11 protein-coding genes are annotated in these 13993 nt (G+C 59.6%); 1 reads left to right on the top strand and 10 read right to left on the bottom strand.

The features are described 5' to 3' along the window. Positions 1–926: 926 nt before the first annotated feature. The 5 genes from D1820_RS13285 to D1820_RS13265 all read right to left on the bottom strand — a co-directional run bounded on the left by D1820_RS13285 (position 927) and on the right by D1820_RS13265 (position 7536). Positions 927–1952 carry a transporter substrate-binding domain-containing protein gene (locus D1820_RS13285; RefSeq protein WP_118069384.1) on the bottom strand — a complete coding sequence of 342 codons (1026 nt, stop codon included), beginning with the start codon at positions 1950–1952 and terminating at the stop codon, positions 927–929. Positions 1953–1963: 11 nt separating this feature from the next. Next, a complete protein-coding gene (locus D1820_RS13280; RefSeq protein ID WP_118069383.1) occupies positions 1964–3043 on the bottom strand; it encodes a transporter substrate-binding domain-containing protein in 1080 nt (359 codons plus the stop codon). A gap of 152 nt (positions 3044–3195) precedes the next feature. After that, positions 3196–4023, bottom strand: coding sequence for a hypothetical protein (locus D1820_RS13275; RefSeq protein ID WP_118069382.1), 828 nt, complete (start codon positions 4021–4023; stop codon positions 3196–3198). 416 nt (positions 4024–4439) lie between these two features. Then, positions 4440–6857 (bottom strand): DNA topoisomerase (ATP-hydrolyzing) subunit B, encoded by a 2418-nt coding sequence (gyrB, locus tag D1820_RS13270; RefSeq protein WP_040174895.1) that lies wholly within the window; start codon positions 6855–6857, stop codon positions 4440–4442. Between the two features lie 85 nt (positions 6858–6942). Next, complete coding sequence (locus D1820_RS13265; RefSeq protein ID WP_118069381.1) at positions 6943–7536, bottom strand: NAD(P)H-dependent oxidoreductase; 594 nt, start codon at positions 7534–7536, stop codon at positions 6943–6945. A 100-nt stretch (positions 7537–7636) separates the two neighbouring features. On the opposite strand from D1820_RS13265, the gene D1820_RS13260 reads away from it, so the two are divergent. Beyond that, the gene (locus tag D1820_RS13260) at positions 7637–8236 is read left to right on the top strand and encodes a TetR/AcrR family transcriptional regulator (protein ID WP_118069380.1); all 600 of its coding nucleotides are present in this window, start codon (positions 7637–7639) and stop codon (positions 8234–8236) included. A 15-nt stretch (positions 8237–8251) separates the two neighbouring features. On the opposite strand, the gene D1820_RS13255 is transcribed toward D1820_RS13260, so the two are convergent. The 5 genes from D1820_RS13255 to rpsT all read right to left on the bottom strand — a co-directional run bounded on the left by D1820_RS13255 (position 8252) and on the right by rpsT (position 13779). Beyond that, on the bottom strand, positions 8252–8872 hold the full coding sequence (locus tag D1820_RS13255) for a LysE family translocator (protein WP_118069379.1): 621 nt from the start codon (positions 8870–8872) through the stop codon (positions 8252–8254). Then, on the bottom strand, positions 8869–9966 hold the full coding sequence (gene recF, locus D1820_RS13250; RefSeq protein ID WP_118069378.1) for a DNA replication/repair protein RecF: 1098 nt from the start codon (positions 9964–9966) through the stop codon (positions 8869–8871). Before recF ends, D1820_RS13255 begins: the two co-directional genes overlap by 4 nt. A gap of 97 nt (positions 9967–10063) precedes the next feature. Further along, positions 10064–11185, bottom strand: coding sequence for a DNA polymerase III subunit beta (gene dnaN / locus D1820_RS13245; RefSeq protein WP_040174904.1), 1122 nt, complete (start codon positions 11183–11185; stop codon positions 10064–10066). A gap of 310 nt (positions 11186–11495) precedes the next feature. Beyond that, positions 11496–12923, bottom strand: coding sequence for a chromosomal replication initiator protein DnaA (dnaA, locus tag D1820_RS13240; RefSeq protein ID WP_118069377.1), 1428 nt, complete (start codon positions 12921–12923; stop codon positions 11496–11498). 592 nt (positions 12924–13515) lie between these two features. Further along, a complete protein-coding gene (rpsT, locus tag D1820_RS13235; protein ID WP_014876530.1) occupies positions 13516–13779 on the bottom strand; it encodes a 30S ribosomal protein S20 in 264 nt (87 codons plus the stop codon). Between the last annotated feature and the right edge of the window lie 214 nt (positions 13780–13993).

Genomic DNA, 13993 nt, shown 5'->3' with positions numbered 1-13993 from the left:
TCGAAACGAACATCCAACATTCTCTGTTTCTCGTGCTTCAGTACCAAAGGTACAGAAAGCCGACAAACAGTGAAGCTGACACTAGATCATCGGACAAAAGCCCTACTAGCGTTGATATGAAGAGGTTGATCCATCGAATGAACCAAACCGCCCACATATCTCTTCAGATATCATCAATGTCAAAGAGCATACATCCAGAGACAACAACCAACAGATGCGCCAAATTCCTGACGCGCCCGCCGATCAAAACCCCACAAATGCCACCGTCTTTCCGATGCGTCCGACCGCCTCTCCAGCCCGTCCCAGCGTCTCTCCGCCGCGTTTCCCGTCCATCCCAGCGTCGCCGCCGTCCCGTCCGGTGTGTCTCAGTAGCGCCTCAGCGCCGCCGGTGAAGGGGGTTCTAAGGTGAGTTACACAAAGCCGCAACACCAAAATCAAAGAAAATCAAAGTTTCCGCAGAGAAAAACGTGAAATCAAACAAAATCAAAGAGTTACACACCAACAAAGTCAGCATACCTGACCCGAAATCCACCCCAACCCCGCCAAAACACAGCCCCAAATCCCCCCAAACACAACTTACCCACAGACTCGCCCCACATATCCACAGACTCGCCAAACACACACGCAAACAAACAAACCAAAATCACCGAAAAACAAACAACACAGGTTCGTCTGGACGGTGTCGCCAAAGGCCAGACGAACCACAGGCGTCCCCCTCCTCTCATCATATATATGAAGACCGGACTGGGTGGTGACCGGGGGCACGCCAAAGGTCACAACCCGCGCCGTACAAAAATGCGCCGCGCTTTCGGACTGCAAACGCCGCACCCCTGCAAGGGGCGCGGCGCCTGGCCCAACAGAATAGGACCAAAGGTTCGGTTCTGGCGGGAGACCTCGCCCCTTACAGGGGTGCGGTCTGTCTGGTGTTACTGGAGTTGCGCCCAGAACAGTTCCAGATGACGCGAGACGATGTCCTGAAATCGGCCATCAGCCTTGAGCGCCTTCAGGCCTGCGTTGATGCGATAGAGATGCGAGGTGCCGCGCCAGTGGCGTTTGGAAATCACCACATGCAGGCCTTCTTCGGAGAGTGGACGCTCCAGAGGGATCACCTGATCACGCAGCCCCTCTGAGATCAGCGTGTTCGCGCCAAGGAAGAGGTTCAGGGATACCGCATCCACCTCCCGCGCCATCAGCTTGCGGAAACAGGCACCGGGATCCGCGGCCTGAACCAGCGTCAGCTTGCCCTCGCTCAACCAGCGACGATCGCCGCGATCAAGGTCGTGGGTGTAGTATCCTTCTGGACGGCACAGGGTCTTGCCCAGCATATCGGCGTCGCTGTCAAAGGCGAAGGCGGCATCTGCCCGCACGAAGACCATAATCGGGATGGTCATCAGCGGTTCCGAAAAATGGAAGTTCACGCAGCGCTCATCCGTTGGGTTTGCCGCGCAATCCGGCTTCAGCCAGGGGAACCCCATATCGAACTGTTTCTCATCCAGCATCGGGAACAGATGTTTCGACCAATCCTGTTCCCAAGTGATCGAATAGGACACCGGCGCAGGGGTCAGCTCCAGCGCGGCATTGACCAGTTCGGTCACCATCCCCTGACCGGGCAGCGTCTGATCGGTGAACGGGGCGAAGCCACCACCGGTCAACAGCTTCATCTCCGCGTCATCCTTGCGCAGGGGCGTGGCATCAGGCGCGGAGGCCTGCTGCGCGCAGGGAATGTGCAGGGTTTTGCCTGGGATGACGCTGGGCCCCTCCAGCACATGCTGGTTGCTATAGTAGATCAGCGTCCAGCGGCTGCGGTCACTATAATGGGTTTCGGCAATCGAGAAGAGCGTGTCGCCGGGCTGTACCCGGTAATCGACATTGCAGATGGCCTGCGCCGCGCGTGGTGCGACACCGATGGCCAGCAGCAGCGCTATGGCCGCCGGTGCGAGATGTTTCAACATGGCGCCCTCCCTCAGAAGCCGGCCCAGATCCTGGCCATGTGATCCTCGATAATGGCCTGATAGCGACCGTTCTCACGGATATTGCGCAGACCGGTATTGATCATGGTCAGCATATCTTCGGCCTGTGGATGGGTTTTATGCACCACCACATGGATACCCAGCACTGAGAGCGGCAGTGGCAGCACCTCAAACTGATCCAGCAGATCGTTTTCCTTCATCACGCTGCGTCCGGTGAATTCATTGATCGCAACGGCATCTGCCTCCCCCTTGGCGACCATCTCGAAACAATCGGCAACCTTATGCGGCTGTTTGAGGGTGATCTTCTTCTCCTCCATCCAGCGGCGCCCGTAGCCATCCAGATCGAAGGTCAGATACCCCGCCGGGCGGCAGAGTGTCTTGCCCTCAATGTCCGCGTCCGTCTCAAAGGTGAAGGGGCGCGATTTATCGACAAAGAGCAGCATCAGCGTCTCAAACATCGGGTCCGAAAACAGGAAGTTCACGCAGCGGTAGCTCTCCGGCATGGTGTCGCAATCCGGGCGATACCAAGGGAAGCCCAGATCCAGCAGCGCGTTCGACAGCAGCGGATCGAAATGGGAGGCCCAGTCGTCCACCCAGTGGATGGCAAAGCCCTGCGCCGGAGCGGCATCGGTCATCGCCGCATTCACCACCTCGGTGATCAGCCCGCCATTGTGGGCAGTCTTGGAGGTGAAGGGCGCATAGTCATCCCCGGTCAGCAGATTGATCTTGCTGCGCACGGCGGCGGTGCCCGGCTGGACCTTGACCGGTGCCGCGACCACCGGCTGCGCATCCGCAACCGCCTTGCCGCCGGGCAGCCCTGTCGGCAGACCATTCAGGCAGGCCATTGTCAGCTCCATGCCAACGCGGATCGCATCCGGGCGCGGGCCAATCGCGTCGATGTTGCGGCTGTGGATCGCGCTCCACATGCCCACATCCTTGTAAAGCCGATCAGCAATCAGCGACAGGCTGTCCCCGGGGCGCACCTTATATGTGCCACCGCAGGTCTCGGCGACGGCAGGCGTAGCCAGCAGGCCGGTAACGCAACAGAGCGCCGCGATCAGGTGTTTTTTCATAATATCCCTCTTGGGTTGAACTCGGGCGTCCCGCGCCGATCGTCGGCGCCGCCTCTTTGTCTTAAAACGGTTGGAAAGCTTATATCTTGGCGCTCTGCCGCGTTTCGGTCGAGCGCATCGGCGCACGCAGCAAAACCGGCCCGGCGCTGGCGCTACTGACCGACGAACAGCGCCAGAATGGTTGCGGTATCGACGCGCCCATCTGCGCCGATCAGCGCCGCAGGTACGGTGATGGTCTCGCTGCGATAGGCGTCATTTACCATTTGGTCGATATAGGCGGGCGATTGCCCCTGCCCGACGGCCCGCAGCACCAGACTATAGAGCGCAGTATGGGCCTGCGACGCCGGGGCGGCGGGCTGTTCTGCGTCCGCAGACGGGGTCACGGCACTGCCACGCCGCAGCGCCGCCAGCGTTCCTGCGGTCATCTGCGCAACCATGGCATCTTCGGCGCTGAGCGGCGCGGCGGTTTCGACTGCAGCCGTCAGCAGTTCCTCAGCCGCAGCGCGCTCGCTCGGGGTGGCACTTGGGTCCAGGCCCGCCAGCGCCTGCGGCGTCAGCAACCGTGCCACGCGGGGCTGATCAACAGCCGTTTCGGCAGTCTCATCAGGTCCGAACTGCAGCACCGCAAGACCCACGGCAAACAAACCCAGGACCGCAGCTGCGGCCCCCAGTTTCACAATCGGCGACATCTGGGCCAGGGGACGGCCGGGAGCAGGCTTACGCCCGTCAGCCTTCCCGGTTGCAGCGTTCAATGATCCACCAGCCCCCTTATTGATGTCCGGATTGAGTTCTGACCGATCCGTCGCAACGGAGGTCACCGCCGCGATATTTGCCTTGGCGCGGGATTTTCCCGCCTGAGGAGAGCGAAGCGCGCTGTTGCTTGAGGAGATCACACCATCAATCTGGACCGAGCGCACCGGGCGATCACCGGCATCAGCAACATCTGTTCCGGTTTCACTGTCTTTCTTTACGCTCAACATCGGCACACACTACCCCCCGGCTGCTCCGAAAATCGCGGTCGAGCCGCGTTTTATTAACCGATTCTTAACGTTCGAGCGATTCTGCGTCAACATTCTGCGGCAGAATGGTAAATCTCTACAGGATTTGCTGTGGGGAAGCTCATGTTGAGAGGCAAACCGGGCAATCCCTCAATATACAGAACCAAAATATTTGGTGTACGCATGCCGATCATATCCGCCGCACGCGCGCCCGCCGAACGGATCACCGCTTACCCCAGATGCAATCATGAGAAGAGTTATGAGCGAGTCATGTCGCAGAGCGACCGAAACCGGTACCAGCTCGCGTCGCCGAAAGCCTCAGCGCCATCCCCAGCTCAGGTGAACCGTCGCGGGCAGATTGGTTGCGGGCAGCGACAACATGCTGCCCGCGGCTGAAATCAAAAATCCAGGTTTTCCACGCTCAGTGCGTTTTTCTGGATGAACTCGCGCCGGGGTTCGACGACGTCACCCATCAGCTTGGTGAAGAGATCATCCGCCTCAACCATGTCTTCGACGCGGACCTGCAACAGGGTGCGCGCATCAGGGTCCAGCGTTGTCTCCCACAGCTGGTCGGGGTTCATCTCACCCAGACCTTTGTAACGCTGCAGCGCAAGACCTTTTTCGCCCTCTTCAAGAATGGCTTTCAACAGGCCAAGCGGGCCGTGAATCGCCTGACTGCGGTCGCGCCGGACGAGGGTCGCCGCAGCCCCGTAGATTTCCTGCAAGCTATTGGTAAAGCTGCCGGTTTTCCGGGCCTCGCCGGAGCGCAACATAGGGCCGTCCAGGGTGCGCAGCTCCTCAACCCCGCGCAGGATTCGTGACAGGCGAATGCCGTGATCCTGTGTGATCCGCCCACGCCAGCCACGTTCATATTCCAACGCAATCAGGTCCAGACGCTGCGCCACCTTATCAGCGACGCCCTGCAGATCAGCATCAACAGCACCGGGTACAAAGGCGCCGGCAACCGCGGCCTGCTCAAGAATATGACGCGGGTAATGGGTGGGGAAGGCGTCCAGAACACGCTTGAGCTGACGCGCCTCATCGACAACACGGGCAAGATCCTGACCTACCAGTTCCTCGCCGCTGCCCAGTTTCAGCACCGCCCCGTCGACGCCCTGATTGATCAGATATTCATCAAGGGCGGCCTGATCCTTGAGGTAGACCTCCGATTTGCCGCGCGACACCTTATATAGCGGCGGCTGCGCGATATAGAGATACCCGCCTTCGATCAGCTCCGGCATCTGGCGATAGAAGAACGTGAGCAACAGGGTTCGGATGTGGGCGCCATCGACGTCTGCGTCAGTCATGATGACGATCTTGTGGTAACGCAGCTTCTCGATGTTGAACTCATCCCGGCCAATGCCGGTGCCCAGAGCCATCACCAAGTTGCCGATTTCCTGACTGCCAAGCATCCGGTCAAAACGCGCACGCTCCACGTTCAGAATCTTACCCCGCAGAGGCAGGATCGCCTGGGTCATCCGGTCGCGCCCGGTCTGGGCGGAGCCACCGGCGGAGTCCCCCTCCACCAGGAAGACTTCGGTTTTGGATGGATCTTTCTCCGAGCAGTCTTTCAATTTGCCGGCCAGATAATTCACATCCATCGCCGTCTTGCGGCGGGTCAGCTCGCGCGCCTTGCGGGCGGCCTCCCGTGCGAGGGCGGCTTCGATAATCTTGCCGACGATCTGCTTGGCCTGATTTGGGTTCTCCTCAAACCACTCCGCCAGCTTTTCGTTGACCAGGCTTTCGACCACCGGTCGCACCTCGGAGGAGACCAGTTTGTCCTTGGTTTGGCTTGAGAATTTCGGATCAGGCACCTTCACCGACAGCACGCAGGTCAGCCCCTCGCGGGCGTCATCCCCGGTAAAGGAGACCTTCTCCTTCTTGGCGATGCCGGAGGATTGCGCGTAGTTGTTGATGGTGCGGGTCAGCGCACCGCGAAAGCCCGCAACATGGGTGCCGCCGTCCCGCTGCGGGATGTTGTTGGTAAAGGGCAGCACCGTTTCATGATAGCTGTCGTTCCACCACATCGCGACCTCGACCCCGATGTCGTCCTTGTCGCCGGTGATATAGATCGGCGCCTCCATCACGGGCGACTTCGACCGATCAAGATATTTGACGAATTCCTTGACGCCACCCTCGTAGAACAGCTCCACCTCCAGCCGTTCGGCCGGACGCTCGTCAATCAGGATGATCCGCACGCCTGAGTTCAGGAATGCCAGTTCACGCAGGCGTTTTTCCAGCGTCTCGAACGAATACTCGAGATTGGAGAACGTATCGGTAGACGCGAGAAAGCGCACCTCGGTACCGGTCTGATCACCACATTCGCCAACAACTTTCAGGTGTTCAGCCGTATCGCCACGCTCAAACCGCGCGACATGTTCCTTGCCATCGCGCCAGATGCGCAACTCCAGCCAATCTGACAGCGCGTTCACCACAGAAACGCCCACGCCGTGAAGGCCGCCAGAAACCTTGTAGGAGTTGCTGTCAAACTTACCGCCAGCATGGAGCTGGGTCATGATGACCTCAGCCGCTGAAACGCCTTCTTCTTCATGAATCCCAACCGGAATCCCGCGCCCGTTGTCGTTCACCGAGACGCTGGAATCGGCGTGAATTTTCACGACCACCCGGTCCGCGTGACCGGCCAGCGCCTCGTCGATGCCATTGTCGACAACCTCATACACCATATGGTGCAGCCCCGACCCATCGTCGGTGTCCCCGATATACATGCCGGGGCGTTTGCGAACCGCCTCCAAGCCTTTGAGAACTTTGATGGAATCCGCGCCATAGTCTGCGGGGGCCTGCTCGTTTCCGGACATTCACATCTTCCTGTCTTTGCTTCAGGATTTTATACGAAGTCTGGCCGGGAATGTCACGCGCAAGCCCCTTTTTTTCTTGGTGGAATCAGGCTGCTCTGGCGCCTAGGTCCGCGACCTTGCGCTGCCAGGAAAGGACGGTCTTCTCCGCAGCATCTGTTGCCGGTGCAAAAGACGAGAAGCGCGTCGGTTTGATCCCGACAAATCCCAGGATCTGACTGCTGATAATCCGCTTGATCGCATTGCCGTAGATCAGCCGCAGCCAGAGCGCGGGCGTGTCAGACGTCAGCAATACCCGCGCTGTCTTGCCGGTGAGCATCGGCGCAGGCAGCCCCAGGACATTGACGTTGCGGGTATCAAACGCGCGGCCCGGCAAGAGTGCGCGGTCAAAGACGCCTTTCAGCTTTGCCGGTATCGCGCCCCACCACATAGGTGTCGCCATCACAACGTGATCAGCCCATTCCAGATCGGTGAGAAAAGCTGCGAGATCCGGTTCCAACGGTTTTACATTCTTGTATCCCGTCTGCCCGTAATCGATATCAAATTGCATGGACGACAGGTCATGGTAGCGCACCTGATGGCCGCCTGCCTCTGCCGCCGCTTGATAGGTCTGACAAAGCGACTGGGACAGCGAACTGGGCGCCGGGTGACCGTTGAGGATGATGATTTTTCGCGTGGACATAGGGACCTCCGAATCTTAAAAGTGACTGAGGTCAACTTATTGAGAAAATGACCATGGTCAATAAATTAATTGACCATGGTCATATTTATGAGAGGTCATCATGTCCCGCGCTCCGCAACAACGCCGACTGGAAACCCGCGCCCGCCTGCTGGAGGTGGCTGCCGCGCAAATCACCGCATCGGGCTATAGCGGTTTGAGAGTAGAGGATGTGGTTGCAGAAGCCGGGGTCGCAAAGGGCACGTTATTTTCGCATTTCGGCGACAAAAATGGCCTACTCGCTGCGGTGATCGGCCCCCGGATCATGGCGGTTTTGGACGAGACTGAAGCCTTGCCCGCGCCGCAGACGCTGGAGGAGGTGATTGACCGACTGCTGCCTGTGGTGCAGTTCGTGGCGCAGGACCGGGTGATTTTCGATCTGCTGCTGCGCTACTCAGGCACCACGGGCACCGAAACCGATGCGGTCATCGCACAGAGTTTTTGCCGCCAGACCTCGCTCTGGTCCGGTTGGGTCACCGAGCTGCAGAACACCGGCACGCTGCGTCAGGATCAGTCAGCTGACGTGCTGGCCGAGGGGATGCAGGCCTTCCTGAATCATATATTGGCCCTGTCATTCTGCGCCGCACATGATGCCCCCGGCGACTTCCGCAAGGATCTTCTGACTTATCTCAGCCCATGGCTGGTGCTGCCATCCGGGGCGTAGGAACCGGTGCAAACCTCAAACGAAGGGGATCAGACACCCAACCCCGATCAGCAGGCACCCCGACACGATATTGATCCGGCGCACTGTCGCCGGGGATGTGATGTGCCAACGCACCCGGTGGACCAGACCCGCCATGCACAGGTTCCCCGCCAGAGGCACCAGAAAAGACAGCACCACAATGGCGAGGATATCGAGATGGGTGACAGCTGTCAGATCAAAGAACCCCGGTAGCACCCCCATGTAGAACAGGATCGCCTTCGGATTGCCCAGAATGACCGCGATACCGGCGATGAAACCGGCCCATAACCCCGGACGGGTCAGCGCGCTATTGGCCTCAATCCGGGCATCGGCGTGCCGCAGCAACATCCCTCCCATGAACAGGAACATCGCACTGGCGACCCAGCGCAGCACCTCCATCAGGCCGGTGACCTCTGATACAATCCAGGACACGCCCGCCACCGCCACCAGCGGCCAGAGAATATCACCGCAGGCCACGCCCAAGGCCAGCGGCCAGGCCGCGGGAAAGCCGCCCGACATCGCCCGCGCCATCACCGCCAGCCAAACCGGCCCCGGCGTTAGAAACAACACAAATAACCCACCTGCATAGAGAGTCAGATCCCAGGCAGACACGCTCATCCCGCCACCACTTCGGAGCCTGTGGCGCCGTCCTCAACGGTGAGCATCTGCGCTCTGCCGTCAAATTCATCGAACAATTCGGGGCCGGTGCCCGTCATCCAGGCCTGTGCTCCAAGCGTCACGATCTCCTGGTAGAGCGCGGCCCTGCGAGTCACGTCCAGATGCGCCGAAACCTCGTCCAGCAGCAGAATTGGTGGTGCGCCGCCTTCTGCGATCAACGCCCGTGCATTGGCAAGAATCAGCGACACCAGCAGCGCCTTCTGTTCCCCGGTGGAGCAATCGCGCGCAGGCACGCCCTTGGCCTGATAGGTGCCCAGAAGATCCGTGCGGTGCGGCCCCAGCAGGGTACGCCCAGCCGCCAGATCGCGAAACCGACCCTCCTCAAAGGCTTCCTGCAGATCTGCTGCGGTATCCGGAAGCCCACCGTCGGATTGGATCAGTTCCAGTTCAGCCGCGGGAAAGGCCGTTTCGGCAGCCTCCTGCGCCATGCGCAGACGATCCACCGCTGCAGTGCGCGCCGCGTGGATGCGATGGCCGCTTTCGGCCATCTGCGTTTCCAAGACCCGGTACCAGGCAGCATCGCGGATCTGTTCCTTCAGCAGGCGATTGCGCTCCCGCATGGCCTTTTCATAGAGCAACGTCGCCTCGGCATGGCCGGGATCGAAACTCAGCACGATGCGGTCGAGAAACCGCCGCCGCCCTTCGGCCGCCTCGATCCACAACCGATCCATCGCGGGAATCAGCCAGACGACGCGGCAGATCTGCCCCAGATCAATCTGGCTGGCGGCTTTATTGTCGATCTTGACCTGACGCGCCTTGCCCGCTTCCGACCAGGTTTCCACCTCATAGCTCTGCCGCGCGGCGGTCAGCTGGCCCTTCAGCTTCCAGCCAAGAGCCTCAGGCCGACGCGCCATATCAGCAGCGCTGGCACGGCGCAGACCGCGACCGGGGGAAAACAGCGATACCGCCTCAAGAATATTCGTCTTGCCCGCGCCATTGGCACCATGGATGGCCACAGGGCGACCGTCCAAATGCAAATCCGCCCGCAGATGCGAGCGGAAGTGCGACAGTGTCAGGGTCGTCAACGCCAGCATAAGGCGGGATCCCGTGTCATCTTTCCAAAAATACTCAAATTCCCCCGCCCGGCGGACAGTTCAGACGCCAAGAGGGGCAAGCGCACCGTCCGGCAGATCACACCCGCATCGGCATGACGACATAAACCGCGCTTTCGTCGCTGCCTTCCCGCATCAGAGTCGGGTCACCGGATGAATTGAACATGAAGACCGCATTTTCACGATCAACCTGATTGGCGATCTCAAGCAGATATTTTGCGTTGAAACCGATCTCCAGCCGCTCGTCCCGATAGGCCACTGCCAGCTCTTCCTCAGCGGCACCGCTGTCGGGTGCGTTGACAGAAAGGATCAGCCGATCCTCGTCCAGCTGCAGCTTCACCGCGCGCGACCGTTCGGAGGACACGGTTGCGACCCGGTCCACAGCGCGGGCAAATTCGGAAGCGTCCACTTCCAGACGGCGGGTGTTGCCTGCCGGGATGACCCGCGTGTAGTCGGGGAAGGTGCCGTCGATCACCTTCGAGGTCAGGGTGATATTGGGCGTGGCAAAGCGCACTTTGGTCTCCGAGACAGAAACGGCAATGTCCATCTCATCGTCGTCCAGCAGCTTACGCAGCTCGCCCACGGTTTTGCGCGGCACGATCACACCGGGCATATCCTCGGCACCCATCGGCAGATTGGCATCAATCCGCGCCAGCCGGTGACCGTCGGTGGCGACACAGCGCAGCGCCTTGCCGCCTTCGACACCATCCGCGACATGCATATAGACACCGTTCAGATAGTAGCGGGTCTCCTCGGTGGAGATGGCGAATTTCGACTTGTCAAACAGCCGCTGCAGGACGGCTGCATTGGCGGTGAAGTTGGAGTGATATTCGGAAGAGGCCATCACCGGAAAATCTTCACGCGGCAGGGTGGCCAGCGAGAAGTTCGAGCGGCCGGCCTCCACTGTCAGGCGGCCACTGGCGGCATCTGCAGTCAGGGTGACCAGCGCGCCATCGGGCAGTTTGCGCACAATCTCATGCAGGGTGGTGGCGGCAACGGTGGTGGCGCCTGCGCGTTCGACCTGGGCCGGGGCCTTGTCGACCACCTCGATATCCAGATCGGTGGCGCGGAACTGAACAGTGTCCCCTTCGGCCTCAATCAGCACATTTGCCAGGATCGGAATGGTGTTGCGGCGCTCAACCACTGACTGGGCCTGAGCCACAGCTTTCAACAGGGTGCCGCGTTCGATGCTGATCTTCATGTCCCTAAGTCCTCTAACGTCTGGCCGGGAGAAGCAACGTAACGCTTTACCCCTTCGGCACAAGGCTTTTTATGGATTTGTCCAAGGGATTGTGCGCAGCGTCAAGGGCGGATGCCCCCTTGTCCGATTTATCCCCGGTAAACGTGGCTCTCCGGCATGGTTTGCCCGCAACCACCCGATTTGTGTCATTCCGCAATCCCATTGGCCCAGAGGGCAAAAGACCCCGGACTGGCCGGGGTCATGCGGGACTTTTGGGGATGCCAGCTGACGATGCGTCAGGGCAAAAATCGGCGACTGACACCGAGAGATGTCAGGCCTCCAGCGAGCGGCGCAGCATTTCGACATCTTCGGCGATCTGGCCGTCGATTGTCTTCAGCTCTTCGATACGACGCACGCCGTGCATCACGGTGGTGTGGTCACGCCCACCAAACCGACGACCGATTTCCGGCAGGCTGCGGCTGGTCAGCTGCTTACACAGATACATCGCCACCTGACGCGGACGCGCATAAGAGCGCAGGCGTTTGGGGCCGATGATGTCGGACATGCGGATGTTGTAATACTCGGACACCTTGCGCTGGATCTCCTCGACGGTGATCTTACGCTCAGACGCGCGCAGCACATCCGCCAGACAATCCTGGGTCAGCTCCATGTCGATCTCACGACCAACGAGCGATGCAAAGGCAAACAGACGGGTCAGCGCACCTTCGAGAACACGAACATTGGTCGAAATGCGGTGGGCCAGGAATTCCAGCACACCATCCGCAATCCGCAGATCCGGGTAGGTCTGCATCTGCTGCGCCACTTTGGACTGCAGGATGCCCAGACGCAGCTCATAATCCGTTGGGTGAAGATCGACCACCAGACCACATTGCAGACGTGACCGAACGCGGTCTTCCAGATCCTTGATCTCCCCCGGAGCGCGATCGGCGGAAATGATGATCTGCTTGTTCTGATCCACCAGCGCGTTGAAGGTGTGGAAGAACTCTTCCTGGGTGCTGTCCTTGCCGGCAATAAACTGAACGTCGTCGACCATCAGCACATCCACGGAGCGGAACAGATGTTTGAAATCCATCATCTTGCGTTCGCGCAGCGCCTGCACAAAGCGGTACATGAACTGTTCTGCAGAGAGATACAGCACATTCAATTCGGGATTGCGGGCGGTCAGTTCCCAGGCAATCGCGTGCATCAGGTGGGTTTTACCCAGACCAACCCCGCCATAGAGCACCAGCGGGTTGAAGGTCACCGGCCCGCCTTCAGCGACGCGACGCGCAGCCGCATGCGCAAGCTCATTGGGCTTACCCACAACAAAGCTGTCGAAGGTGAAACGCGGATCCAGCGGTGCGGCCTGCAATGTCTCGCCCGGATCCTTTGGCGCGGCACCGTGACCTGTGGCAGCGCGGGCGCGCGGCAGATCGGTCAGCGCCTCATCATCCAGATCGAGCGGCAGGTCATCAGCAGCACCTGCGGTGTCGACAGCGGTCGGACGTGCAGCTGTATTGGCTGCAACCCTAAAGGCCAGCCGCTGCACCGGTTCACCGGACATGTTCAGTTCATGCAGGATCAGGTCAGCAAAGTTCTGGCTGACATAATTGCCCATGAAGTTTGTCGGTACGTTGAAAATGGCAACACCATTCTCCACGCAGGTAAACTCCAGAGGTTCGATCCAAGTCGTAAAGTTATTTTGCCCCACGGTTTTCAACAAACGCTGTCTCAACCGGCCCCAGTTCTCTTCCGTCATTCTGCGCCTCACGCGTCCCAATAGCATCGGCCCTTATTTGGCCTCTTGTTTCATCCCCAGCCTGGCCCAAAACCCAGACGACGTTCACGCACAGCGGATGTGTGTACTGACCCGCAACCGGAGCAGCACTGCCTCGCAGAAGGCAAAGTTTGGGGTCGCGTTTACATCAACCGGCAAGCAAGTTTGCGGCGGTCGAATAGACGAACCAAATACATACACAATTGGAACAGGCCTGCCGTCTGGATGACTCCAGAAACACAGCAGGAGCGTGGTGCACGGCGCATTGAAATGCCTGTGTACCAGCGCAATCAGCGCCCTTGAGTCCCATCAAGGATGCTATAGCAGCCTGTCCCCCCAGCGAGTGAATCGCTGTAACAGTGGTAGCAATTCGGAAGGGGTCGCAGCAATGAAACTATGATGTTGACTCAGGGATTGGTCACAAAGAATCCCCTGTGCCCGCCGAGGTCGCATCAGCTGTGACCAAAATGCAAAAGGCGCCGCGGAACGCGACGCCTTTGTATTTTTTACGGCTTGTCGGGGGAGCGCTCAGCGCGGGTGCAATGGAATCAGCCGCTCCCTCGAATACCCCGTTTTAACCCAGCGCTTTGACGCGGGCGGTCAGACGGGAGATTTTCCGCGATGCAGTGTTCTTGTGGTAGACGCCTTTGGTCACGCCACGCATCAGTTCGGGCTGAGCAGCGCGCACAGCTTCTGCTGCTGCTTCTTTGTCGCCGGAAGCGATAGCTTCTTCAGCTTTACGCAGGAAGGTACGGATGCGCGAACGACGGGCTTTGTTGACAGCAAAGCGTTTCTCGTTCTGACGGGCGCGCTTTTTTGCCTGAGGCGAATTTGCCATGGTGTAGGACCTAACTTTGGTTTCGTGTTTTCAATAGGCGCAATGCCAGCCGAACCCGGATCCGATCCACCGGTGTGATTCTAGCCAAGCGGGCTGCACGCGCATGTATGGCGGCGGGTAGTAACGTCAAACCCCGAGGAATGCAAGTCATGTCGGAGCTGCTCGCCCTTCCCGGTTCCCGCACGCTGCCGCGGTACCAACGGAAAACGGGCAG

It is taken from the genome of Phaeobacter sp. LSS9 (assembly GCF_003443595.1).
GTDB lineage: Bacteria > Pseudomonadota > Alphaproteobacteria > Rhodobacterales > Rhodobacteraceae > Phaeobacter > Phaeobacter piscinae.
The sequence above is the reverse complement of the archived record's forward strand: the minus strand, read 5'-3'. Positions and strand labels throughout refer to the sequence as shown.

Bases quoted from the DNA above. Each gene is read 5' to 3' on its own strand.
- D1820_RS13285 (WP_118069384.1), bottom strand. From the start codon at position 1,952: ATGTTGAAACATCTCGCACCGGCGGCCATAGCGCTGCTGCTGGCCATC.
- D1820_RS13280 (WP_118069383.1), bottom strand. From the start codon at position 3,043: ATGAAAAAACACCTGATCGCGGCGCTCTGTTGCGTTACCGGCCTGCTG.
- D1820_RS13275 (WP_118069382.1), bottom strand. From the start codon at position 4,023: ATGTTGAGCGTAAAGAAAGACAGTGAAACCGGAACAGATGTTGCTGAT.
- gyrB (WP_040174895.1), bottom strand. From the start codon at position 6,857: ATGTCCGGAAACGAGCAGGCCCCCGCAGACTATGGCGCGGATTCCATC.
- D1820_RS13265 (WP_118069381.1), bottom strand. From the start codon at position 7,536: ATGTCCACGCGAAAAATCATCATCCTCAACGGTCACCCGGCGCCCAGT.
- D1820_RS13260 (WP_118069380.1), top strand. From the start codon at position 7,637: ATGTCCCGCGCTCCGCAACAACGCCGACTGGAAACCCGCGCCCGCCTG.
- D1820_RS13255 (WP_118069379.1), bottom strand. From the start codon at position 8,872: ATGAGCGTGTCTGCCTGGGATCTGACTCTCTATGCAGGTGGGTTATTT.
- recF (WP_118069378.1), bottom strand. From the start codon at position 9,966: ATGCTGGCGTTGACGACCCTGACACTGTCGCACTTCCGCTCGCATCTG.
- dnaN (WP_040174904.1), bottom strand. From the start codon at position 11,185: ATGAAGATCAGCATCGAACGCGGCACCCTGTTGAAAGCTGTGGCTCAG.
- dnaA (WP_118069377.1), bottom strand. From the start codon at position 12,923: ATGACGGAAGAGAACTGGGGCCGGTTGAGACAGCGTTTGTTGAAAACC.
- rpsT (WP_014876530.1), bottom strand. From the start codon at position 13,779: ATGGCAAATTCGCCTCAGGCAAAAAAGCGCGCCCGTCAGAACGAGAAA.